This is a genomic window from Pontivivens nitratireducens (genome assembly GCF_014235845.1).
Taxonomy (GTDB): Bacteria; Pseudomonadota; Alphaproteobacteria; order Rhodobacterales; family Rhodobacteraceae; genus Pontivivens; species Pontivivens nitratireducens.
Genome location: NZ_JACJUQ010000020.1, coordinates 12498 through 34937, shown reverse-complemented (window position 1 = coordinate 34937; position 22440 = coordinate 12498). Strand labels below are relative to the sequence as shown.

At 58.5% G+C, this 22440-nt stretch carries 23 protein-coding genes and 1 pseudogene; 5 read left to right on the top strand and 19 right to left on the bottom strand.

Going from position 1 to position 22440, the window contains the following annotated elements; all coding sequences use genetic code 11:
• On the bottom strand, positions 1-528 hold a 528-nt coding region (locus H1S03_RS15675), incomplete at its 3' end, for an IS6 family transposase (RefSeq protein ID WP_249777957.1).
• Between the two features lie 413 nt (positions 529-941).
• Here H1S03_RS15675 and H1S03_RS15670 point away from each other — a divergent pair.
• Positions 942-2978: a protein-disulfide reductase DsbD family protein gene (locus tag H1S03_RS15670; RefSeq protein WP_074637417.1), complete on the top strand. Its 2037-nt coding sequence runs from the start codon at positions 942-944 to the stop codon at positions 2976-2978.
• Between the two features lie 2 nt (positions 2979-2980).
• Here H1S03_RS15670 and H1S03_RS15665 read toward each other — a convergent pair.
• The 4 genes and pseudogenes from H1S03_RS15665 to H1S03_RS15650 all read right to left on the bottom strand — a co-directional run bounded on the left by H1S03_RS15665 (position 2981) and on the right by H1S03_RS15650 (position 7749).
• Positions 2981-3701, bottom strand: a pseudogene (locus H1S03_RS15665) (MauE/DoxX family redox-associated membrane protein).
• Between the two features lie 68 nt (positions 3702-3769).
• Positions 3770-4720 (bottom strand): DUF305 domain-containing protein, encoded by a 951-nt coding sequence (locus H1S03_RS15660; protein ID WP_050686576.1) that lies wholly within the window; start codon positions 4718-4720, stop codon positions 3770-3772.
• A gap of 119 nt (positions 4721-4839) precedes the next feature.
• On the bottom strand, positions 4840-5229 hold the full coding sequence (cueR, locus tag H1S03_RS15655) for a Cu(I)-responsive transcriptional regulator (protein WP_005619161.1): 390 nt from the start codon (positions 5227-5229) through the stop codon (positions 4840-4842).
• Between the two features lie 9 nt (positions 5230-5238).
• On the bottom strand, positions 5239-7749 hold the full coding sequence (locus H1S03_RS15650; RefSeq protein WP_043847201.1) for a heavy metal translocating P-type ATPase: 2511 nt from the start codon (positions 7747-7749) through the stop codon (positions 5239-5241).
• Positions 7750-7895: 146 nt separating this feature from the next.
• Between H1S03_RS15650 and H1S03_RS15645 the strand changes: the two genes are divergently transcribed.
• Complete coding sequence (locus tag H1S03_RS15645; protein ID WP_043847225.1) at positions 7896-8090, top strand: heavy-metal-associated domain-containing protein; 195 nt, start codon at positions 7896-7898, stop codon at positions 8088-8090.
• Positions 8091-8098: 8 nt separating this feature from the next.
• Here the strand turns inward: H1S03_RS15645 and H1S03_RS15640 are convergent, their stop codons facing one another.
• From H1S03_RS15640 to H1S03_RS15595, 10 genes are all read right to left on the bottom strand, one after another.
• Entirely contained in the window at positions 8099-8818 is a 720-nt protein-coding gene (locus H1S03_RS15640; RefSeq protein WP_050686574.1) for a DsbA family protein, read from the bottom strand.
• Positions 8818-9312 (bottom strand): c-type cytochrome, encoded by a 495-nt coding sequence (locus H1S03_RS15635; RefSeq protein ID WP_005619169.1) that lies wholly within the window; start codon positions 9310-9312, stop codon positions 8818-8820. The genes H1S03_RS15640 and H1S03_RS15635 overlap by 1 nt, the downstream gene beginning before the upstream one ends.
• Positions 9309-10697, bottom strand: a complete 1389-nt coding sequence (locus H1S03_RS15630) for a multicopper oxidase family protein (protein ID WP_050686572.1) — start codon at positions 10695-10697, stop codon at positions 9309-9311. The genes H1S03_RS15635 and H1S03_RS15630 overlap by 4 nt, the downstream gene beginning before the upstream one ends.
• Before the next feature lie 16 nt (positions 10698-10713).
• Positions 10714-11604 carry a c-type cytochrome gene (locus H1S03_RS15625; RefSeq protein WP_009824485.1) on the bottom strand — a complete coding sequence of 297 codons (891 nt, stop codon included), beginning with the start codon at positions 11602-11604 and terminating at the stop codon, positions 10714-10716.
• Positions 11605-11608: 4 nt separating this feature from the next.
• A complete protein-coding gene (locus H1S03_RS15620; protein ID WP_009824484.1) occupies positions 11609-12208 on the bottom strand; it encodes a c-type cytochrome in 600 nt (199 codons plus the stop codon).
• Positions 12209-12213: 5 nt separating this feature from the next.
• Positions 12214-12672 carry a c-type cytochrome gene (locus tag H1S03_RS15615; protein ID WP_005619178.1) on the bottom strand — a complete coding sequence of 153 codons (459 nt, stop codon included), beginning with the start codon at positions 12670-12672 and terminating at the stop codon, positions 12214-12216.
• Positions 12672-13244, bottom strand: a complete 573-nt coding sequence (locus H1S03_RS15610) for a L,D-transpeptidase (RefSeq protein WP_043847205.1) — start codon at positions 13242-13244, stop codon at positions 12672-12674. Before H1S03_RS15610 ends, H1S03_RS15615 begins: the two co-directional genes overlap by 1 nt.
• Before the next feature lie 128 nt (positions 13245-13372).
• A complete protein-coding gene (locus H1S03_RS15605) occupies positions 13373-13966 on the bottom strand; it encodes a L,D-transpeptidase (RefSeq protein ID WP_005619183.1) in 594 nt (197 codons plus the stop codon).
• A 17-nt stretch (positions 13967-13983) separates the two neighbouring features.
• A complete protein-coding gene (locus H1S03_RS15600) occupies positions 13984-15426 on the bottom strand; it encodes an ATP-binding protein (protein WP_050672446.1) in 1443 nt (480 codons plus the stop codon).
• Positions 15423-16142: a response regulator gene (locus H1S03_RS15595; RefSeq protein WP_050672447.1), complete on the bottom strand. Its 720-nt coding sequence runs from the start codon at positions 16140-16142 to the stop codon at positions 15423-15425. Before H1S03_RS15595 ends, H1S03_RS15600 begins: the two co-directional genes overlap by 4 nt.
• A 125-nt stretch (positions 16143-16267) precedes the next feature.
• On the opposite strand from H1S03_RS15595, the gene H1S03_RS15590 reads away from it, so the two are divergent.
• From H1S03_RS15590 to H1S03_RS15580, 3 genes are all read left to right on the top strand, one after another.
• Complete coding sequence (locus H1S03_RS15590; protein WP_043847208.1) at positions 16268-16714, top strand: DUF411 domain-containing protein; 447 nt, start codon at positions 16268-16270, stop codon at positions 16712-16714.
• 1 nt (position 16715) lies between these two features.
• On the top strand, positions 16716-17354 hold the full coding sequence (locus H1S03_RS15585) for a hypothetical protein (protein WP_240094385.1): 639 nt from the start codon (positions 16716-16718) through the stop codon (positions 17352-17354).
• A gap of 119 nt (positions 17355-17473) precedes the next feature.
• Entirely contained in the window at positions 17474-17785 is a 312-nt protein-coding gene (locus H1S03_RS15580; RefSeq protein WP_037953520.1) for a DUF2933 domain-containing protein, read from the top strand.
• A gap of 280 nt (positions 17786-18065) precedes the next feature.
• Here H1S03_RS15580 and ccmI read toward each other — a convergent pair whose 3' ends face one another.
• From ccmI to H1S03_RS15560, 4 genes are read right to left on the bottom strand one after another with little or no spacing between them, the layout of a single operon-like run.
• The gene (ccmI, locus tag H1S03_RS15575; RefSeq protein WP_043847209.1) at positions 18066-19223 is read right to left on the bottom strand and encodes a c-type cytochrome biogenesis protein CcmI; all 1158 of its coding nucleotides are present in this window, start codon (positions 19221-19223) and stop codon (positions 18066-18068) included.
• Positions 19220-19690 (bottom strand): cytochrome c-type biogenesis protein, encoded by a 471-nt coding sequence (locus H1S03_RS15570; RefSeq protein WP_009824475.1) that lies wholly within the window; start codon positions 19688-19690, stop codon positions 19220-19222. The genes ccmI and H1S03_RS15570 overlap by 4 nt, the downstream gene beginning before the upstream one ends.
• Entirely contained in the window at positions 19687-20253 is a 567-nt protein-coding gene (locus tag H1S03_RS15565; RefSeq protein ID WP_009824474.1) for a DsbE family thiol:disulfide interchange protein, read from the bottom strand. The genes H1S03_RS15570 and H1S03_RS15565 overlap by 4 nt, the downstream gene beginning before the upstream one ends.
• A gap of 2 nt (positions 20254-20255) precedes the next feature.
• Entirely contained in the window at positions 20256-22256 is a 2001-nt protein-coding gene (locus H1S03_RS15560) for a heme lyase CcmF/NrfE family subunit (RefSeq protein WP_043847210.1), read from the bottom strand.
• Positions 22257-22440: the final 184 nt, after the last annotated feature.

Below are 22440 nucleotides of genomic sequence, written 5' to 3'. Positions count from 1 at the left end.
GTTCGGCGAGCGCTTCGACGCTTGAGTATCTGAAACCGCATGGACCGGGCCAGATACACAGAGGTCAGGACACTCCCCGACCTCGCGCTTTGCGGCACCATAGGAGCGCAGCTTGTCCGTAATGATCCTTTTTGGCACGAAGCCCCAACGTTTCATCAGCTTGACCAAAAGCCGCTTTGCGGCGCGCTTGTCTCGTCTCGATTGGAGAATTTCCTCAAGAACAAAGCCGTGTTGGTCGACCGCGCGCCAGAGCCAGTATGACCGACCCGCGATCTTCACAACGACTTCGTCCAGATGCCAGACATCGCCGGGGCGCGGCTGCCGTCGCTGTAGAACGTGGGCGATCAGGGGGCCGAACTTGACGCTCCAGCGCCGGATTGTCTCATACGAAACGTCGACGCCACGTTCCAGCATCAGCTCTTCGACCTCGCGCAGGCTCAAGTTGAACCGGACGTAAAGCCAGACAATATGAGCGATGATCTGAGGCGGAAACCGGTGGCGTTTGTAGCTGATCTTTTGTGTCTGCATCGACACCGCCTACGCCCAGATCAATGAACCAGCAACCTCAGGACCGTTAATGTGACAACACCTCTTCTTCCTTCTCTCAATTGCTAAGCGTTCAACTAAGTCATCCGCATTTGGTTTCAATTTCCAGCGCTGGAAGGTTGGAGGCCGCGGTTGCGATTGAAATGTTCAATGAAGAAAAAAGCTTCTATTGGCCTTCCTGCTACGAACGCGGACTTCGTCGCGTTATTCTCGCAGCGGGATGGCTTCACAAACGACATTGTATCCGTTTGTAAAGTTGACCAACCGGGAGATGCAGCCATAGAGGTGCTTCGGATTTCGATCTCGGGACAAGGGTGGAAGCGAGCCAAAAGATGATGCGAACCACGTTGCGCCTATTCTTCCTTCTCATGCTCATGGCTTGCCTTTGGGCCTCCATGGGCTTTGCTGCATCGAGCGATACCTACGAGAATTCAACAATCACGGCCCGGCTCATCTCCGTTGAAAATGGGGTCGCGGAAACCTCCAGAACCCTTTCCCTTGGCCTGGATGTCGAGCTGGCCGAGGGCTGGAAAGCCTATTGGCGTTCGCCCGGCGAGGTGGGTCTGCCGCCTGAAATTTCATGGGATGGATCGGAAAATCTGGTGAGCGCACAGATGCTCTGGCCCGCGCCTGAGCGCTTCACGGCATTCGGCATCGAGAATTTTGGCTACAAGACCCGTGTCGTCCTGCCCATTCAGGCAGTTCTCGAAACTGCGGGCCAGTCCGCAACATTGCAGGCGCGTGTTTCATTGCTGGCGTGCTCGACTGTCTGTGTGCCGCATGATTTCGATCTCGCACTGACAATTCCGGCGGGCACCGGGATTGACGCGAAGGCGGCGGGCCTGATTTCGGAGTATGCCCAGCGGGTGCCGCTTGGTCCCGAAGAGAGCGACATCATTGTCGAAACGGCGGTGATCGCGGATGATGCGCTTTATGTGACGGCGCGCAGTGCGAATGCCTTTGTGAAGCCGGATATCTTTCCGGAACTGGGGCCGGAATTCACCTTTGGCAAACCGGACATCCGAACCGATGATGCGGGAACAGCCCTTTGGGCCAAGCTGCCTCTTCTCGCGCAAGGGGAGGATCCGCCGCCCCTGCAACTGACTTTGACCGATGGATCACGCGCGGTGACAGCGCAGCCCGCTTGGTCAGACCGCATCCCGGGTGCACCATTCGAGGTTATGGCGAACCTGCCGGATCTGACGCAAATCCTGGCGATTGCGGCCTTTGCCTTTCTTGGCGGTCTGATCCTGAATGTCATGCCCTGTGTTCTGCCTGTCCTGTCCATCAAGCTGACATCGGTTCTCAATCATGGAAACAAGCCAGCGCACGAGGTCCGGAATGGGTTCCTGATGTCGGCGCTTGGCGTTCTGGTGTTCATGTGGGCCCTCGCCGCAATCATTCTGGTTCTGCAATCCGTCGGCGTCACCGTTGGGTGGGGCCTGCAATTCCAAAGCCCTGTTTTCCTGACCGTCATGTTTCTGGTGCTTGCCGTGTTCTCTGCCAATCTGTTCGGGGTGTTCGAAGTTTCATTGCCCTCCGGGTTGCAGTCACGGCTGGCCAGATCAAGCGGTCGCGACGGGTATGGCGGAGATTTTGCAACAGGCGCCTTCGCGGCGGTGCTGGCCACGCCCTGCTCGGCCCCGTTTTTGGGGACAGCGGTTGCCTTTGCCCTGTCCGGGCGCCCGATTGATGTCATTCTCGTTTTCACGGCTCTGGGGCTTGGGCTCTCCCTGCCCTATCTGGTTCTGGCGGGGAAGCCTGGTCTGGTCCGGTTGTTGCCCAGGCCGGGACGTTGGATGGTTGTCGTCAAATGGGTGCTTGCCGGTCTTCTGGCCGGGACCGCGATCTGGCTGCTCTGGGTACTGATAGGGGTGGCGGGTGGCCGGGTGGCCATGACCGTGCTGCTTATGACGAGCCTTTTCATTCTTCTCGCAACAATACGTTTGCCGGGCAGATTGACGCGCCCGACAGCGCTGGTGGTGGTTGCTGTTCTCAGCCTTCTGGTGCCGACGGCGCTGACAATCCCGCCGCAGACGAGAGCGGTGGGCCAGGACTGGGTCGCGTTCGATCGCTCCGAGATACCGAAACTGGTGTCGCAGGGAAAAACCGTCTTTGTCGACGTGACCGCAGACTGGTGCCTGACGTGCAAGGCCAACAAGACGCTGGTGCTGGACCGTGCGCCCGTGGTCGACCAACTGCGGGGTGATAATGTCGTTGCGATGCGGGCAGACTGGACTAGGCCCAGCACTGACATTTCCCGGTATCTGGAAAGCCACAACAGGTTTGGCATCCCGTTCAACATCGTCTACGGGCCAAACGCGCCAGACGGGATCATCCTGTCCGAGGTTCTGACGTCCGAAGCCGTTCTCGACGCGCTGAGCAGGGCTGCACTTGGCGACCCTGTGACCGCTTTGAAAACGGATGGTTAGGCCTAAAAGAGGCCCATCGCACGCGCCGACATCCAGACGCCCATGAATATCATCATCAGGTTTTCGGTCAGGGACACGAAACCCAGCGGCACGTTTGAACCGCCGCCCACGCAGGCGCACTTGATCTCGCGCTTATCGATGTAGACGGCCTTGAAAACTGAAGCCGCTCCGACCGTACCGATGAACAGTGCAACAGGCGCGCTGATCCAGACCAAGGCACCGGCGACCATGAGAATACCGGCAAGTGCTTCGCCGAAGGGATAGACATAGCCATAGCGCACCCATTTCTGGGCAAGCAGATCGTAGTTCAGAAACATCGTGGAAAACGTCTCGACGTCCTGCAGTTTTTGAACAGCAAGAAAGCTCATCGAGATCGCGATGAACCACTCGAATGCCCGCAGCGTCAGGATCGAACCGTAAAACGCCCAACTGAGACCAAGCGCCATAAGGAATGCGACCGCGAATATCGCAATGACGGGTTGATAAGTCGTCTCGTCGTCATCCTTTACGTCCTGGCCGAAAAATTCCCTCAGCGCGTCATAGCCACCAATTCTTTCATTGCCGATAAAGGTCTGCGGAGTCGTTTCGACACCGTGTTCTTCCATGAAAGCATCCGTTTCCTCGCGGGTGTTCAGAGGCCGGTCCTCAATCGAATACCCCTCCCGCTCAAGCAGGTCCTTCGATTTTCAGCCCATAGGGACAAACATGCTCCTCCATCACCATTCGGTACAAAACCGCCGTCTTCGGGGTGGATTTTGCCTCTCTCGTCATGACGCGTTCCTTTAAATCCTTTAACCGTTGCAGGTCCAATACCCGGTAAATCCGACAGTCAGAGGCGTCTCTCCCGTCAATTCAAACAGCAGGGTGGCGTCTTCACCGTCCGCGTCACCCGGCGCCAGCGTGAATTGGCCACCATCGGCAGACAGGACGCCACCGGACGTCACTGTGTCTTGCGACGTGAAGTTGACCAGCGATCCGGATATCTTGGCGACGCCGTTCCCCGCCCCGTCCGTGACCAGAATGGGATCGGCGTTCACGGCGCGAATGAAACGGCATTGTCCGTCGGACCCCAGTGCGCGTGTTATTTCTTCGGCTTTGAGCGGTGCAGGACGGATTCCGGCAATCACCGGGGTTGCAATCGCTTCTTGAAGCCCCTCCATTTCAGCCGGACCGTCCGCTTCACCAAGTGGCCATTCAGGACCGGCTTCGCCATTTGCCTCAATGTCATCTATGAGGAAACGCATTTCGGAAATTTCGCGGTTTTGCGCCGTCACAATTTCCGAAGCCAGCGCCTCGACCCTTGGATCTGTCAGCTCGGCCCGTTCGCTTGTCATGATCGCAATGGAGTGGTGCGGAATCATCGCGCTCATCCAGCTTTCGTCCTGAATGGTCTCCTGGCTTCTCACGAGCCAGAGCGCGCCGGCGAACATCACGACAGACCCGAGAATGATCGCGGCGTTGACGCCCTTGTTCTTGTACATGTTCAACATGAAAAGGAGCATCACGGTCGCCATCGTCGCGCCCATGATGAACGTCATGTAAAATCGGGTTTCGCTCCAGTAGACATGTTCGAAGGAGTACGAGTTGATGTACATCAGGCCGAACATGATCGCAGTCGATGTGCCGACCATCGCCAGAAACCGGCCATAGGATGAACCTGAATGGCCTCCCGAATGTGCTGCACCTTCACTTGAACGGGTGTCGGACCCGCCACGAGATTTCCCGATCGCATCTTCAGACATCTGATCTCTCCATCATGGATTCTATTTGTGGAGGAACAACATTCCAGCGCTGGAGGGTTTCAAGACGATATATCGAAACGGCATGAAACCCCATAAATGTCTGGCCCAGGCATCGTGCGTTACGGGTCTTTGGCCAGATCTTTCAGGATTGGACAATCGGGGCGGTGATCGCCCTGGCAGGCGTCAACGAGGTGAGCCAGGGTCTCTCGCATCGACTTGAGCTGGGCGATTTTTTCGTCAACGGCGGCCAGATGCTCTTGAGCGACAGCCTTGACCTGTGCACTTTCCCGCGTCTCATCTTCATAGAGATCAAGCAGCGTGCGGCAGTCTTCGATCGAGAACCCGAACGTCCTGGCGCGACCGAGAAATGCGAGCTTGTGGATGTCGCTGTCGCGAAAGGCGCGATAGCCGTTGTCGCTGCGCAAAGGCCGGACAAGGCCGATGTCTTCGTAGTAGCGGATTGTCTTCGCTGGCAAACCCGCGCGTTCTGATACTTCTCCGATGTTCACACCTGTCTCCTATTCTGCGGGCTGCGTTGCGAATTTCGTCTCCGCGTCGTGGGGCGGATCCTGTTCCGACATCGTCGCCTTGATCCGTCGCAGCCGCAGCGCGTTGGTCAGAACCGACACGGAGGACAGCGCCATGGCCCCGGCGGCAAACACCGGCGACAGGAGCAATCCAAAGGCCGGGTAAAGCGCGCCCGCCGCCACAGGGATCAGCGCGACGTTATAGCCAAAGGCCCAGATAAGGTTCTGCCGTATGTTGCGCATGGTCTTGCGCGACACGTCGATGGCATTCACCACGCCGCGCAGGTCGCCCGACATCAACACCACGTCGGCGCTTTCGATTGCGACATCCGTGCCGGTTCCGATGGCGATGCCGACATCGGCATGGGCCAGCGCTGGCGCGTCGTTGATGCCGTCTCCGACAAAGGCGATCTTGCTGTTCCCTTGCCGCAATTCGTCCAGGGCGGCGACTTTTCCATCCGGCAACACCCCTGCAATGACATGGTCGATCCCGACCTCGCGGGCGATGGCATCTGCCGTGGCCTTCTTGTCTCCGGTGATCATCGCGACCTTGATCCCTCGATCATGCAGAGCTGCGATCACTTCGGCGCTGGAGGATTTGACCGGGTCTGCCACGGCAATCACGGCCGCCAGGGATCCGTCCACCGCAGCATAAAGCGCGGTGCGTCCCTTTTCGGCCAAGGCCCTTTCGCGGTCTTCCAGCGGGCTGGTGTCAATGCCCTGCTGCACCATGAAGCGATCCGCACCGACATGAACCTTGCGGCCCTGGACAAGCGCCTCGACACCGTAGCCGGTCACGGACCGGAATTCCGTCGCATCGGGCCAGGACAGGCCTTCGCTCTTTGCGGACTGCACAATGGCCTCTGCCACCGGGTGCTCAGACTGCGCCTCGACAGATGCGATGAGGGCGAGTGTCTCTGCCCGGTCAAAGCCGTCGGCCGTGATGAGGTCTGTCAAACTGGGTTGCCCTTGCGTGACCGTCCCGGTCTTGTCCAATGCGACAACGCCAACTTCATCCAGATGTTGCAGCGCATCTCCCTTGCGGAAGAACACCCCCATCTCAGCCGCGCGTCCTGTCCCCACCATGATCGAGGTGGGCGTGGCCAACCCCATGGCGCAGGGGCACGCAATGATCAGAACGGAGACACCCGCCACAAGCGCAAAGGTCAGAGCCGGATCGGGACCGACCAGCAGCCAGACAACCACAGTCGCAAGCGCCAGAACCAGAACGGCAGGCACGAACCACATGGTCACGCGATCCACTAGGCCTTGGATCGGCAGCTTGGCCCCCTGAGCATCTTCGACCATGCGGATAATCTGCGCCAGCGTGGTATCCGCCCCGACTCGCGTCGCCGTTATGGTCAGGCTCCCGGTGCCGTTCACCGTGCCGCCGGTCACCGGTTCGCCAGCAGCCTTTGGCACGGCGAGGGGTTCACCGGTGATCATGCTTTCATCGACGTTGCTTGATCCTTCTGTGACCTCGCCATCGACAGGCAGCCTTTCACCGGGACGCACGAGGATCTGATCGCCGATCCGCAGTTCCTTGATGTCAACCTCGGTCGCCTGCCCGTCACGCAGGACCCTGGCTGTCTTTGCCTGCAGACCAAGAAGGGCCTGAATGGCTGCACCGGTCTTGCCCTTGGCCCGCGCTTCAAGCCAGCGACCCAACAAGATCAGAACGACAATAACCGCCGCTGCTTCGAAATAGACGGCGCGCACACCGTCAGGCAGCACCTGAGGCAGGAAGGTCGCGACTACGGAATAAGTCCACGCCGCCCCGGTTCCCAGTGCGACAAGGCTGTTCATATCCGGGGCACGCTTGATCAACGCCGGAATGCCCTTCGCAAAGAACCCCCAACCCGGTCCGAAAAGAACCACCGTGGCAAGCGCGAATTGGATCAGCCATGACGTTTGAATGCCGATTGTGCTCTCAATCAGGCCCTCAAAGCCGGGTATGGTATGTTTTCCCATTTCCAGAACGAACACCGGCACGGTCAGGATCGCGGCAAGGATGACACGGCGCGCCAGCGCGTCGGCTTCTTCTGCCTTGCGGTCCGATCGGTCCTCGTGCGCATCGCTCTGCGCAATCTCGGCCGGGTACCCCGCCTCCGTACTGATCCGGGCAATCTTTTCCGGGGTGATGGCATCTGGCAGATACTCTACCACAGCCGTTTCGGTTGCCAGATTGACCGCCGCATTCAATACGCCGGGTGTCCGTACAAGCGCCTTTTCAACCCGACCGACACAGGACGCGCAGGACATGGCGTCTACGTTCAATGTTACGCGCCCCGTCCGTGCCGGGTATCCGGCGTTCGAGAGGGCCGTGACCGCCACGCCCGTGGTGGCCGGATTATCCATCTGAAATTGAGCCGTTTCGTTCACAAGGTTGACACTGACGTTCGAAAGGCCCGGAACCTCGTTCAAAGCCTTCTCAACCCTGCCCACACAAGACGCACAGTTCATGCCGGAAACGGATAGACGTATCGTATTGGGGTCGGTCATGAGGGCCTCCTCGGTTGAACTTACCCTGATATAGGGCTTCCAGTTGCTGGAAGCTCAAGAGAGTATCTAATTTTTTTTGATATTTGCTTGACCTTCCTCCCGATGGAACGACCAAGTCTGAGGTTGTACCAAAAATGGAGGCCTTCATGATTTTTTCCGTCCCGAAAATGAGCTGTGGACACTGCACATCCGCTATAGAAAGCGGCATCAAGGCAAAGGATCCATCAGCCGTTGTCACGGCCGATCTGGACCTTCGCCTTGTCACTGTCCAAAGCACATTGGAACAGGCGACCGTGCGGCAAGCCATCGCTGACGCTGGCTACGACGCTTCAGCCGCGTAGGATTGTCCTTATTCGGCGGCCCGTGCCTGATCGACAAGCTCGATCATCTGGTCCGCCTGGATCAGGCCCGGCGCAAGACTGTCGCCGATCACAAATGAAGGTGTGCCACTGAACCCCAGAGATTGCGCAAGCCGCATGGAAGTCTGTATGTGTTCTTCGATTTCCGGTCCGTTCATGTCGCGACGCAACTGTGCAACATCGAGGCCGATGTCTTCCGCAGTGCGGAGAATCGATGCTTCCTCTGCGCGTTCCTTCAGTTGCATCATGGCCCAATGAAACTCTTCATATTTGCCCTGGTTTCGGGACGCCAGCGCCGCGCGGGCGGCAAAAACCGACCCGTCCCCCAGAATGGGCCATTCCCGGTAAACGACCCTGACGTTGGGATCAGCAGCGAGCAGGGCCTCCATTTCAGGTTTAACCCGGCGGCAATAGGGGCAGTTGTAGTCGAAGAATTCGACAACCGTGACATCGCCATCCGGATTGCCCAGAACGGGCGCATTGGGATCATTTTCAAGCGTGGCTTTTTCCGTATCGAAAACCTGCGCTGCGGCTTGCGCCTGCAACGCCTGCTGTTGCTGTTCGAACAACTGCGCGGCCTCGAACACGATGCCCGGATTCTCGCGGATGGCTTCCAGCACCAGTTCCTTGATCCGGTCTTCGTCCATGCCGTCTGCAATCGCAGCGATCGGAAGCATTAACAGTGCGGTGGTAGCCAAGAATCTTTTCATTATCCGTCTCCTTGTGAGGCAATATCCTGGGCCGTGCGCTCGGCTTGCGTGGCGCGTTCACGCTCCGGCCATGTTGACTTGATGTATGCGAGGATGTCCCAGATTTCCCCGTCGCTCAGTTGGTCGCCGAAACCGGGCATGCCGCTGTTGAAGTCAACGCCTTGCGCCGCGAGAACCTCGGCGCCCCCCAGCTTGGTGTAGGCGAACAGCATGCTGTCCGCGTGGTGCCAAGTGTGGCCGCTTGCATCATGCGGCGGTGCGGGCAGGCTTCCGTCATCACGCGGACTGCGCCAGTTTTCTTCACCTTCCAGATTTGCGCCATGGCACGCGGCGCAATTTTCGGCATAGAGGACTTCGCCCGCGGCCACATCGGCTGAGGAGTTGATGAGGTTTTCCGCCGTATGGTCGGTTCCGCCGGACCGGGTCCACAGGAATATGGTAGCCACCGCAACGGTAACTACGCCCAACGCAAGATAGACGGATCGCGGGGTCATCCAACGACGATCTTGGTCATCATGCCCGAAGCCGCATGCGACAGCATGTGGCAATGTAGCAGCCATTGGCCCGGGTTGTCCGCCACAAAGGCAATCTCGCGCGTCTGACCCCGTTCAAGAAGGGTCGTGTCACGCAGCGGTCCGAGGGTGCCGTTTTCGGCGACCTCGTGGAAGTGAATGCCATGCAGGTGCATCGCGTGCGGAAACGCCGTGTCGTTCACGATCTTCAATCGTACATTCTGGCCGCGGTCCAGCCGCGCAAGGGGATCACCGTTGATCCCGTCCACTTTGCCGTTGAACGACCAGAAATACCCGGCCTCGACGATCTCGCCGATCGGCTTGAGTTCGCCCCCAAGGGAAGCGGACCTCATCCGCCCCATGGCACCGCCTTCCATACTCAGGCTGAGCATCGTGGCTTCACTCAAGTCGACCATCCTGTGGTCGTTCGGCGGCAAGGCCAAAGGCGCGTCTCGACGATTTTTCGAGCCCCACTCAACGACCTCGAATGTAACCTGGCTGAAGGCCTCTTCCCGGCCGAACTGAAGAATATGAGCCGTTTCACCAACATCCGCGACCACATCGACGATCAGGTCGATCCGTTGAGCCGGAGCGAGGATCATCGGCTCCGTCACCTTAATGGGTGCAGCCAGGGGCATGCCGTCCAAAGCAACCGCCCAACCGTCAAGGCCTTCCAGCCCCAGTTGGAAATTGCGCGCATTGGCAGCATTGATCAGCCGCAAGCGCAGTCTTTCGTTCTTGCGTGCACTCAGGCCCAGATTGAAGGTTCCATTGGTCGTCAGCAGGTTGCCGATGCGCCCTGCGTGGCTGAGATCATGAGGCGCTCCGAAGTCGTCTTTGATCTGCGCGGTTTCGGGGTCAATAAGCCAATCATCCAGGATCAGGACTTCCTCGCGATCAATGTCGAGAGGCTCGGCCTCTTCCACGATCAGTGCACCGTAAAGCCCTCTGCCCACCTGCTCAAACGACCTATTATGGGCATGGTACCAATAGGTCCCGGCATCCGGGACAGTAAAGTCATAGTCGAATGTTTCCTCCGGCTGGACCACATCCTGTGTCAGGCCGGAAACGCCATCCATCGCATTGTCGATGCGGATGCCGTGCCAATGCGTCGACGTTCCCTGAGAAAACCGGTTGACCAATCTGCGCTGGACACGCCCCCCCTGCGCCACGCGAATCTCCGGACCGGGTGAGCCGCCGTCAAAGCACCAAAGCGATGTCTTGCCATAGTTGCCGGGCAGCAGCTGCACGTCGCTTTGCTGGGCTGTCAGGGTCGCGAATGGCGTGCCCGCAAATCCAGTGCTGGCCGACAGACCACTGAACGCAGCAGATGTTGCCAGAAATTGGCGGCGATTGAGCGTGATCATTCGTGGGTTCCCAAGATTATGATTTGTTGTCCAGCAGGTAGGTGGCCATCGCATTCAGGTCTGCGTCGCTCAGAAAGCCCGTGCCATAGCGCACGACTTCGGCCATTGATCCACCAAATACGTCGCCAGACGGCGTTATGCCAGATCGCAATGCATAAGCCATATCGTCTGTTGTCCAGCCTTCGGACACAAGATCGCGCGTCCGGATCGAAGGTGCTTTGCCACCTCCCGGCAAGGCGTCGTTGCCGGAAAACCTCTTCGATACTATGCGTGCGCCTGCAAAGTTCCGCGTTGTGTGGCAGGCAGCACAATGTGCCGCCCCGTTGACCAGCAGCTTGCCCCTGTTCCAAGCATCGCTTCGGTCCGCCTCTGGTGCGGTGTCAGGCTTTGTCAGAAAAGCCGCCCGCCAAAGTTTCATCCCCCATCGCTGATCGAACGGAAAAGGCACCTCATGGGACGGGGTCGGCACATTCACGGCTGGCACGGTCTGGAACGCGGCCCACAGATCGGCAATGTCCTGATCCGTGTAATTTGCATAAAACGGGTAGGTGAAGGTGGGATAATAGGGGTCTCCGTCCGGGGAAATTCCCTGCCTTACCGCTTTTGCAAACTCTTCTACTGTCCAGCCGCCAATCCCGAATTCGACATCGGTGGTCAGATTTGGCGGATAGAATGTCCCGAAATCGGTCCGGAGCGGCGCTCCTCCTGCCAATGGCGCCCCGCCAGCTTCAAAGTTGGTGTGGCACGCAATGCATCCACTGGCGCGCGCCAGATACGACCCCCGCTGGGCATCGCCTTGCAGGGTCAGGTCCGAGACTGGCGCACCGATCGGCCAGGCTATCGTTGCCGCGACAACGCCGATGCCGCCGACGACCCCCGCACCGATGATCCAACGCCACCACCGCATCTGATCACTTGTCCTCTTTGCGGAACTTCTGGTGGCAGGCCGAACAGGTCTGGGCGACCATCGCGAACGCACGGTCGGTCGGCATGTCCGCAAACATCTCGGTCGTCATGGGAAGGTCCGATCCCATCATGCCCCCTCCCATTGCAGGCGCGGACCCGCCACCCATCATCCCGTCAGTGGCGCCGCCCATCATTGATTCGCTACCGTTGCCCTGTGCTGCGGCCAACCCATTGCCTGCGCTCAACTTCAATCCTTCGGCGGCTGTTCTCAACTCTTGCGCAAGGGCCGCGAACTCTTCGCTGTTTTCCCAGACCGACGGCAACGCCTTGGACACTCCGCCACCCGAGCCTTCAGGAAACAGTCGCGTCATTTGCTCACCGGCATGGCCGATCATCGCGCCAGCTTCCCTGCGGACGACATCGGCGTCATAAGGTACCTGACCCCGCATCATGGGTGATAGCGTCTTGAGTGTTTTGGCCATCGCGGACATGCCCTGCATCCGCTCCAGCACCACGCCGGTTGCTCCGGAATGCGCCAAGGCAGCAACGCCGGTCGTCCCGATCGCAATGGCAGTAATCCATATCTTCATGTTCAAGTTGGTCATTCCTGTCAATTGATCCCGTTGGCGCGCTGAAGTTCCCGCACATATGCAACAACCATCTTCACATCGCCGGGCGTGACGCCTTCAACTGGCGGCATATTGCCAAACTTCCAATGGTGCGCTCTGACACCTTGTTTCGCGGCAAGCAAAAAAGCGGCGTCACCGTGATGGCTCGGTTCATAGATCTTGTGGACAAGCGGCGGTGCCACGCCATTCTGTCCGGCAGCATTCGCACCGTGACAAGCGGCGCAAGCGCCATCGAAAACACGCTTTCCCAATTGGGCATTTGCTGAGAATTCAGCAGGCACAACCACGTCTGCAATCGGCGCGCCCTCTTCCGTCTGCGAAAGATCAGGCGTTGTCATTGTGTGGCCGGGCATCGAAGACGATGGCTGCAATTGCTGCCAGATCACAACCGCGCCACCGACGACAAAAAACGCCGCAATCAGGATGCCGGACTTCGACATCAGATTAATCGTACCTGCGTGCCGACCGGTGTCCTTTCGAACACCTCGATGATTTGCTCGTTGTAGAGACCGATACACCCGCTTGAAGAGCGTCTTCCGATCTTGCGCGTATCATGGGTGCCGTGAATCCTGTAGTACGTCCAACTCAGGTGCAGGGCACGGACGCCCAACGGGTTATCCGGCCCGGGCGGCATATAGGCTGGCAAAGACGGGTCACGTTCGCGCATGGAGGGTGTAGGGGTCCAGTCAGGTTCGGGGTCCTTGAACGTGACTGTCGTGTAGCCGCGCTTTGTCAGCTCGTCAGACAAGGGAACCGATGTCGGATAAATGCGCATTTCGCCATCGGCCGTCCAGTGTTGCATCACGCGGGTAACGGTGTCTGCGATGATGATACCCTTGTCCAAAGCGTCAAAGTGGTCTTGCCAAGCGTGTGTACGAAACGATGAGATATTCCTTCGGACACTGGTTTGATCCACCTGCGCACGCAGGATGGACGGGGCCGCGAAAGCTGCCGATGCGGCACCTGCCGTGAATGCTCGACGCGTTACACGTGTTTGCTTGCGGGTCATCATATGGCCTCATGTTGTTGTCTGCCTATCCACTAGACTACCCGCCTGGTCGCATTTCATGAACAGTCCGGGGCCTGATATTATGTAACGATATGTATCCCGGCCAACGGACACGTCTTCGCGCTGCTGCCTCAAACCTCGATGGGTTTCAGGACAACACGCGTGTCGAGCGGGACCTTCTCATAGAGTTCGATGATCTGATTATTGGTAAGCCTTGCACAGCCGTTTGAGACACGTCGACCAATCGTCTTCGGATCCGTTGTGCCGTGAATTCTCAGGTAGGTGTCCCCACGCCCTGGCTGGTAAAGATACAAGGCGCGGGCACCGAGTGGATTGTTCAGCCCACCGGGCACACCGCCCGCAAAACGAAGATATCGGTCAGGATCTCTGGCTATCATGGCGGGTGTGGGCGTCCACCGCGGCCACTTTTGCTTGCGCGCGACATAGAACTCGCCGGATTCATAGAGCCCCTCCCGGCCAATTCCGACGGTATACCTGATTGCCCGATTGTTCGGCAAAGTCCAAAATAAAGCGAACTGGTTCGGATCGACATGTATTTCTCCCGGTTTGTCTGCCTCGGTGAACGGAACCTGGCGCGGCAACTGCTCCGGGGGCACCACAGATGGCCCGACGCGCCGGTCGTGCTCTGCGTCACTATGCGCGAATGCTGTTTTTCCACTCACCGAAAGAGCTGCAACAGAAGTCAGGAAATATCTTCGTTTCATATACTTGCCTCACTAAACTAGTCGGGTTTGAGGTGACGAACAACCCGCGCCATATGTGGCGAGCCTTCCTCTTTCGGGGCTGACTCGGCGCTTTGTTTGACGGGCAGCGTGATTTCAGCGCGCAGACCCCCATCAGTGCGGTTTTTCAGTTCGATAGAACCACCGTGCTCAAGGATGATGCTGCGCGCAATCGACAGCCCCAGGCCATGACCGCCGGTATCCTGTGATCGCGACGTCTCGAGCCTGACATAGGGTCCGAAAACAGCCTCCAGCTGATTGTCGGGAATACCGGGCCCCTGATCGTCGATGGCGACCACTACCTCACTGCCCATGCGTTGCCACGAAACCCTGGCCTCACTCCCGTAGCGGATCGCGTTCTCAATCAGGTTTCTCAACGCGCGCCCCATCGCGCTTGGTTTCACGGATACGATGAGTGGACCTTGGCTGGTCACCTGAACCTTGTCCAAGCCCATACCAGTGATCAGATCGTGCAAATCAACCGATTGGACCTCTTCATGCTGTCCGACGCCCTTCGCGAAATCGAGGGTCGCATCGACCATCCGTTGCATCTCTTCACTTGACGCCACCAAGGACGTGCGCGTGTCTTCGTCGTCCACCATTTCGGCCCGCACCCTAAGCGCCGTCAAAGGCGAGCGCAGATCATGCGCAAGCGCTGCAAGCATCTGGGTCCGGTCACTGACAAATCGCGTCAGGCGATCCTGCATGATGTTGAATGATCGGGTCAGATCCCGAACTTCCTTCGGCCCTACGACCGGCAGATCGCCCTTGGCGGCGCCGCGACCCAGACGTTCGGACGCAGTCGCGAGATCGTTGAGTGGTCCGGTCAGTCGGGACAGGAGAAACCAGAAACTTGCAACCAGCAGAAGTCCCGCAGTCAGTGCAAAGGATATGTTGGACGCCAGCGACCTTTGCAGAGGCGGCCGTTCGAACCGCGTCTCGATGTTGAGCCAATTCCCACCGGACAGCGCAATGGACAGCTCCATCTCGATGGCCGCAAGGCTGCCCTGCATCATTTCGGCGTGCATTTGCGCCATTTCCGGTGACAGGTTCGGAAGGGGCAGCAGACCTCCCTCGATTTCATGAACCTCAACCCGGATATCCCGGCTGTAGCTTTCCTGAAGCAGTGCCCGTATCCGCGCTTCGACCGCTCCACCGTCATCGTGTTGTCCGTGTGCAACCGACGGCTCGTCTGTAAGGTCGAACCGTACGAGCGGAGACGTTGCCGCGCGGACGATCTGGGCATGCAATTCCGGGGGTGCGCCTTCAATCAACTGTGCGACATTTGCGGCCCTTCCGGCGGCTTCGGCACCGATGGCGGCCTGAATGGCTAACGAGCGTTCATCAACGAAAAACCAAAGACTCAGAGCTTGCGCGAGGATCAAGACACCGAGGACCAGAAGGGCAATCTGTGCACGCAACGTCCGCGGAAGCAGCTTCATTCGCAAATCTCGACATCGCAGGAAAGACTATACCCCCCATGCCGGACAGTCGCGATGATCTTCGGGCGCAAAACGTCCTCTTCCATCTTCCGGCGCAACCGGCTCACCTGATTGTCGATGGTTCGGTCCAATGGACCGGCGACCCGGCCGGTGCTCAATTTGAGCAGCTCGTCGCGGCCAATGACCGTCCTTGGCCTTTGCAGGAACAGGGTCAGGAGTTTGAGTTCACCGGATGTAAGTTGCGTACGCGAACCGCCTTGGTCAATCAGTGTGCGGCCATCGAAATCCAGCTTTAGGTGTGCAAACTTCAACGTTTTCCCCGCAAAACCATTCGGTTTTGGGATCAGCTGCGTCCGACGCAATATCGCGTTGATCCGCGCCACCAGTTCCTTGGGATTAAACGGCTTGGCGAGATAATCGTCTGCCCCGCCATCCAGACCCGCGATGCGGTCTTCGTCGTCACCCAATGCGGTCAGCATCAGGATCGGAATATGCCCTTCCTTGCGCAATCGCCTGCACGCGGACAGCCCGTCTTCCCCCGGCATCATCACATCGAGGACAATCAGATCGAAATGCGCTTCCGCCAGCCTTGCGTCCATCTCAACTGCATTTTCCGCCGCTGAAGCACGCATGCCGTTGCGTTCCAGATAACTGGTGACGGATTTCCGAATCTCTGAATGGTCATCGACGACAAGGATGCGTGGCAGATCGCTCATGCCGCCAACATAGTCATTTTCACCAAGGGACGCCCATCCCGTGTTTGTAGCCAAATGTAACAGCGCGGGCAGTCGACTTCGGGATACCGAGCAACTATTTAAGGAAGAACATCGAGGAGTTTTAAGTGAACCGACGTGAATTTGGCCTTACGGCACTCAGCCTGGCCTTGGCCGGGCCTGCTTTGTCGCAAACCGCCGCACCCACGTTGCAGGTGACAAAGACACCGACCTGCGGCTGCTGCGGCGCTTGGGTAAATGAGATGATCGCTGCCGGTTTCAAGGCATCGGTCGAGGACGTGGATTACGACACGCTTCAGGTTCTGAAGCAGAAACACGGCATCGCGCCGGAACTGGCAGGATGTCACACTACGTCCGTGGGCGGATATTTCGTCGAGGGTCACGTGCCTGCGGCTGACATCGGGCGGTTGCTGAGCGAAAAACCTGTCGCGCGCGGACTGACAGCACCGGGAATGCCCATGGGTTCGCCCGGCATGGGCCCCCAAGGTGATCCCTATGATGTGCTGCTTGTACTGATGGATGGGTCGACGCAAGTCTTCGCAACCCACGGCTGACGTGTTTGCCCGCGATACGTTCCGACAAAGTTTTTCGCCGACCTTACCATTCGGCAGATTTTGTTGGAACGTATCCGTTCTGAGCTTGGCAAGCATATTGCCGTTCCTGCTTGTCTACATCCTCGCAACGCCTGGTTTTGCGACGCTGCTGCTGACGAATGGGACCGCGCTCTCGCGCTTCCTCCGGCAGGTCTTTACCAATGGGTTTGTGGTCGTTTTCCTCGTGAATTACTTGGGGTTCGTTTCCGCATCGGTCGCGCTGAAGCAGTACCAGCATCGGCCGATTGTTTACCTGGTTTTAGATGGCCTGCTGCGGAGTGTCGCATTCATTGGGGTTCACATTGCCGTCTATGTGATGTCGGCCGATCTGTTCGGCTCGTTCAACGGCAGCCGTGCAACAGCTTTGAGCGTGGTCGGACCAACGCTCGAGCGGTCGTTCATGTTTGGGAACATCTCGGGCGTATATCTCTATGCCCTGGCGCCCGGCACCTTCATCGCGCTTCTGGTGGTTCTGACAGAACCTTCTGGCGAGGCATCGAAGCCTACCATGTTCAGGACAATGAGCATGGCCTTGCTGTTCAGCCTGACCCCGATCCCCCTCGTCACATTCCTGTCCTATGCGTTGGATCTGGCAACCTGACGGGCCAACTTGGTCAACGACCCGCAGGCTGTCATCTGATCAAATTGTATCCGAATGTACCCTTGACCTTGCCTCACTGGAATGTCGCAGAAGAACACGAGCATATTCTGGAGAGCTACATGTCTGACAATCAAAGTCAAAAATCCACCGGTTCATCGAAACTGATGCAGTATGGTATGATGGCCTGTTGTGCCGTTATGTTGTTTCCAGTCGCCGCATTCTTTATTGCAGGCGGCACGATCGCGGGTCTGTGGGGCAACGTCGGCCTTTTTGCGCCGCTCGCACTTTGTCTTGGTGCGCATGTCGTCATGCACAGGATGATGGGAAAGTCGTGTCACGGGTCAAGAGTTGAACAGGCGAACGAGGCGACTGTGGATGCAGAATTTGAAGATGGCCAAGCTCCCGAACGAGAACTGGTACGCGCCCGCTAGAACGCGGCTGACAATCGGAATTCCGATTGCAGGTATTCTGGCCCTCGGCGGTTGTGCCCAGTCGGCCTCGGGCAAGCTTTGCCCACTTGAGCCCCCTTCCGTGACACGGGATGCGGCACACGACGTCATGCTTCCCGTAGGATGTCGCTTGGTCGGTCAGTCTGAAGGTACTACCCACGAAATAGTCTGTGACGACGGCCGGACCGGATGGGCTTTCGATTAAGCGCCAAACCTTGATCCTGCCTCACATTCACCTGCACAGCGACGGTCGCCCACGCCACTACGGGCGCAACCGTTCCAACGCGCTTTGCACGGCTTGACGGCGCGGGTCATCTCCCGGCACCTCCGACAACAGGATTTCAGCGTGTTCAAACGCCGCGATTGCCGGCGCGGTATCACCCAGAACCGAATAGGCATTGCCAAGCCGCATCCATCCATCAAGATCGTCAGGCTCATCTTCCAGCCGCGTGGCCAGCCGTTCGACCATCGAGCGGATGAAATCCTGTCGTTCCTCCACACTCATGTCCTGCGCGTTTTCGATGTCTTCCTGTGTCGGGCCGGACGCACTGGTCTTCGGGGCATAGTCGGCCAGCGAGATCGGAGCCTTGCCGATCTTCGCGCCAATCCGGTTGGCTTCGCCAACAAAGCTTTCCATCCACGGGAAAAACCTATCCGCATCGTCCAGCCGGGCCACCAGCGTTTCGTGAGCCCGAGCCTCATCGCCCTTCTGCTCGAGCGAGACTGCCTTGAAAAAGGCAGCACCGGGATTGGAAGGATCCAGTTCGTACGCCCGATCAATCGCGGTGTCCGCTTCAGGTGTCACCACACCTTGCTCTGCGTAGATCAGAACCTCGGCCAACATGGAGAAGACGGCGGAATCGGCCTCCGGTCGTTGTGCGACAACTCTATATGCATCGGCTGCATCCGCATACCGGCCCATTTTCGAATAGGTTTGCCCCAGCAGCATCCAGCCTTCCGAAGGCCCGCCTTCGGGGTCTGAACTGAGCCGGACGTACAGACGATCTGTCAATTCGGCGATTTCCGCCGCTTCCTGCCGTTCAGTGGCACGTTCGGCAAAGGCGACACCTGGGATCTCTGGCGAGCCCATTGCGGAGTAATATCCAAAAGCGAAGACCGGCACGAACACTGCGCTCAGAACGACCATCAAGCGGCCCCCTGCCGCCGGTTTCCCATCTGACAGAACGGACCGGCGCGACTGCACGAGGATCCGTCTCTTGATCTCCTGCTCCGCCGCCGTGGCCTCGGTGTCGGAAATGACACCGCGCTCAAGATCCCGCCGAACCTCATCCAACTGATCCATGAGGACCGCATCCGTGGCGTCAGCCGGGACGGGTGTCCGCGACGACCGATGGCGCAGCGGCAGGCCCATGAAAAGCAGACCTACAACGGATAACAGGGCGAAAACCAACCAGATCATGAACCGTCCTTTGAAGCGTTCTCTTCAATGAAACGCGCAATTTCCGCTTTTTCGTCATCGGAAAATCCCGTTGCGGCAGCCCTGCGCCGGCTTCTCGAAATGACGGTCCAGCCGACAAGCAGCGAAACAAGCGCAAACACGAAGGGCGCCATCCAGAGCGCGAGAGTGGCGCGATTCAGGGGCGGGCGCATCAGGACATAATCGCCATACCGGGCGTGGATGTACGCGATGACCTCCTTGTCGCTGTCACCGGCAACAAGCCTTTCGCGCACCAGTATGCGCAGGTCCCGCGCAACCCCGGCGTTGGAGCTGTCGATGTCCTGATTCTGGCAGACAACGCAGCGCAGTTCCCGTGATATTTCACGGGCGCGTTGCTCCAGTACAGGATCCTGCAACATCTCGTCTGGCTCGACCGCCAAGGCCGTCACCGGAAGCAGCAGGAGGAAAGCAAATGCGATATACCTCATCCGTTCTGGCCCCTTGCTAACGCGCCAGCCTGGATCAATGCTTCCCTGAATGTGGAAATCGCCGTTTCGCCCACGACGGGGCCGACATATCTGAACAACACCGTCCCGTCAGAGCCGACAATGAATGTTTCAGGTACGCCCGAAAGGCCCCATTCAATCCCCACTCTGCCGCTCAGATCAGACCCGATCCTTTCGTAGGGATTGCCAAGCTCAGCAAGCCATTTAGTCGCATCCTCCGGCTTGTCCTTGTAATTGATCCCGAACAACGTCAGCCCGTCCTTTTCGACCATCTGGGTCAGAACCCCGTGTTCGGCCCGGCAGGGCACGCACCACGAGGCAAACACGTTCACGATGACCGGTCGCGGGTTCCCGACCAGATCGGCGCGGGAAAGCCCTGGCGTCTCCAACCCGTCGACAGCGGCCAGATCGAATTCGGGTGCCGGCTGCGAGATCAGAACCGAAGGAATGTTGTTCGGGTCCCGGTCCGGGTTCAAGCCCCACAGAAAAAACCCCCCGAAAATGGCCGCGATTGCCAGCGGAATGAATGCCAGTATACGTCCCATGCCTACTCCGCAGGAAGTGCTGCGGGCGCTGTCGCCTTGCGACGGGGTGCCCCGACGCGCAACCGCCGGTCAGACAGCGAAAGACCCCCACCAAGCACAAGCATCGCCGATCCGATCCAGATAAAGTTGACCAGAGGTTCATACAGGATGCGCAGGGTCCAAGCCCCTTGCGTGCTCTCGTCCTCGGCGGCCGGATTTGCGATGGACGCATAGAGATCACCGGCCATTGTCGATCTGATGGCGCTCTCTGTGGTGGTGGTTTGCGCGACCGGATAGGTACGCCGCTCCGGGAAGAGATCGGTGACATAGTTCCCCTCCCGGGCCACACGAAGCGTGCCACGATCCGCGAAGTAATTTGGCCCACGCACACGTTCGGCCCCCTCAAAGGTGACATCGAACCCACCAATGCTGACCTCTGTACCGGGCCGGACAAAGATGATTTCCTCGGATTTCCAGACCGTCGAGCCGATAAATCCGAACATCGCCATCGCGAGCCCCGCATGAGCCAGTGTCATCCCATGAGAGGATCTGGGCAGGTTGCGTGCACGGCGCACCGATTCCGGGAACGGTGCCTCAAACAGCTTTATGCGCATCGCCCATTCCCGCAGGGTTGAGAAAAACAGCCAGAATGCAAGCATCAGCGACAGATACCCCAACACCGGACCGCCCTCGGCGAGATACCAGGTCACCAATGTCGCGAGCACGGCCAGAACGACCACGAAACGCAACCGCTGCAGAACGCCCGCCAGATCGGCACGTTTCCAGGACAGGTAAGGCCCCAGCCCCATCGCAAAGACGAGCGGCAGCATCACGGGAATAAAGGACGCATTGAAGAAGGGCGGCCCCACCGACAGTTTTTCACCGCCCGTCGCGGCTTCGTAGAAGAGCGGGTACAAGGTGCCGAACAGCACAATGCCGGTGGCCGTGGCCAGCAGCAGGTTGTTCACCAATAGCCCCGCTTCCCGGCTGATCGGCTTAAACAGGCCGCCGGGCTCCATTGTCGGCGCGCGCCAGGCAAACAGAGCAAGGGAACCGCCGATCGAAACGGCCAGCAATCCAAGGATATAAAGTCCCCTTTCCGGGTCGACCGCGAATGCATGCACAGAGGTCAGCAGGCCCGATCGGACAATGAACGTGCCCAAGAGCGATAGGGAAAAAGTCAGGATCGCCAGAAGGATTGTCCAGCTTTTGAACGCATCCCGTTTCTCCGTCACGATTGCGGAATGCAGCAGTGCCGTGCCCATCAGCCATGGCATGAAACTGACGTTCTCAACGGGATCCCAGAACCACCAGCCGCCCCAGCCAAGCTCATAATAGGCCCACCAGGATCCCAGCGCGATGCCTGCGGTCAGGCTCATCCAGGCAGCCAGCGTCCACGGACGTACCCACCGTGCCCAGGCCGCGTCCACCCGCCCTTCGATCAGGGCGGCAACCGCGAACGAAAAGACAATCGAGAACCCGACATACCCGAAGTAGAGAAGCGGCGGGTGCATGGCGAGACCGACATCCTGCAATAATGGGTTGAGGTCCTGACCGTCGTCTGCCGGAGGGAAAACGCGGTCGAAGGGATTGGACGTCAGCAGCATGAAAGTCAGGAAACCGACACTGATCCAGGCCTGCACCGACAGCGTTCTTGCCTTCAGCGACAGAGGAATGTTCGATCCGAAGAGGGCGACCGCCGCACCAAACACCGTCAGGATAAGGGTCCACAGCAACAGGGATCCTTCGTGACTGCCCCAGGTGCCTGCCACCTTGAACAGCATCGGTTTGAGTGAATTGGAATTCTCCACCACGTTCTTGACCGTGAAGTCGCTTGTGACGAAGGCTTGCATCAGCGCCAGAAACGCGATGCCGACAAAGAAAACCTGACCGAACGAGGACCATCTGGCAGACTGCATCCACAGGATGTTTCCGCGCCCCGCACCGAGGATGGGCAGCACACTTTGAACAAGCGCCATGGCCAAGGCCAGTGCCAGCGCGAAATGACCGATTTCAGGTGTCAAAGGATCATCAGCCTCTTCAATGAATTCACTGGATCGACGTCTGTCTAGCAAATCGTCCGGCGAACTGTGAGTGGTTGCTTTGTCACCGTTTGTAACAGGATGCTGTGACAAATGATTACAAAACGGCCCGCGCTTGGCCTTTAATCAAAGCGCTATAACGCCAATGTATCTAGGGTAAGTCTGA

Excerpts from the sequence above, each read along its gene's own strand:
- H1S03_RS15580 (WP_037953520.1), top strand. The coding sequence starts at position 17,474 with ATGTCTGACAATCAAAGTCAAAAATCCACCGGTTCATCGAAACTGATG.
- H1S03_RS15610 (WP_043847205.1), bottom strand. The coding sequence starts at position 13,244 with ATGATGACCCGCAAGCAAACACGTGTAACGCGTCGAGCATTCACGGCA.
- H1S03_RS15635 (WP_005619169.1), bottom strand. The coding sequence starts at position 9,312 with ATGACCCCGCGATCCGTCTATCTTGCGTTGGGCGTAGTTACCGTTGCG.
- H1S03_RS15640 (WP_050686574.1), bottom strand. The coding sequence starts at position 8,818 with ATGAAAAGATTCTTGGCTACCACCGCACTGTTAATGCTTCCGATCGCT.
- H1S03_RS15650 (WP_043847201.1), bottom strand. The coding sequence starts at position 7,749 with ATGACCGACCCCAATACGATACGTCTATCCGTTTCCGGCATGAACTGT.
- H1S03_RS15570 (WP_009824475.1), bottom strand. The coding sequence starts at position 19,690 with ATGAGGTATATCGCATTTGCTTTCCTCCTGCTGCTTCCGGTGACGGCC.
- ccmI (WP_043847209.1), bottom strand. The coding sequence starts at position 19,223 with ATGATCTGGTTGGTTTTCGCCCTGTTATCCGTTGTAGGTCTGCTTTTC.
- H1S03_RS15615 (WP_005619178.1), bottom strand. The coding sequence starts at position 12,672 with ATGTCGAAGTCCGGCATCCTGATTGCGGCGTTTTTTGTCGTCGGTGGC.
- H1S03_RS15595 (WP_050672447.1), bottom strand. The coding sequence starts at position 16,142 with ATGAGCGATCTGCCACGCATCCTTGTCGTCGATGACCATTCAGAGATT.
- H1S03_RS15660 (WP_050686576.1), bottom strand. The coding sequence starts at position 4,720 with ATGTCTGAAGATGCGATCGGGAAATCTCGTGGCGGGTCCGACACCCGT.
- H1S03_RS15605 (WP_005619183.1), bottom strand. The coding sequence starts at position 13,966 with ATGAAACGAAGATATTTCCTGACTTCTGTTGCAGCTCTTTCGGTGAGT.
- H1S03_RS15620 (WP_009824484.1), bottom strand. The coding sequence starts at position 12,208 with ATGACCAACTTGAACATGAAGATATGGATTACTGCCATTGCGATCGGG.
- H1S03_RS15645 (WP_043847225.1), top strand. The coding sequence starts at position 7,896 with ATGATTTTTTCCGTCCCGAAAATGAGCTGTGGACACTGCACATCCGCT.
- H1S03_RS15630 (WP_050686572.1), bottom strand. The coding sequence starts at position 10,697 with ATGATCACGCTCAATCGCCGCCAATTTCTGGCAACATCTGCTGCGTTC.
- H1S03_RS15600 (WP_050672446.1), bottom strand. The coding sequence starts at position 15,426 with ATGAAGCTGCTTCCGCGGACGTTGCGTGCACAGATTGCCCTTCTGGTC.
- H1S03_RS15670 (WP_074637417.1), top strand. The coding sequence starts at position 942 with ATGGGCTTTGCTGCATCGAGCGATACCTACGAGAATTCAACAATCACG.
- H1S03_RS15565 (WP_009824474.1), bottom strand. The coding sequence starts at position 20,253 with ATGGGACGTATACTGGCATTCATTCCGCTGGCAATCGCGGCCATTTTC.
- H1S03_RS15625 (WP_009824485.1), bottom strand. The coding sequence starts at position 11,604 with ATGCGGTGGTGGCGTTGGATCATCGGTGCGGGGGTCGTCGGCGGCATC.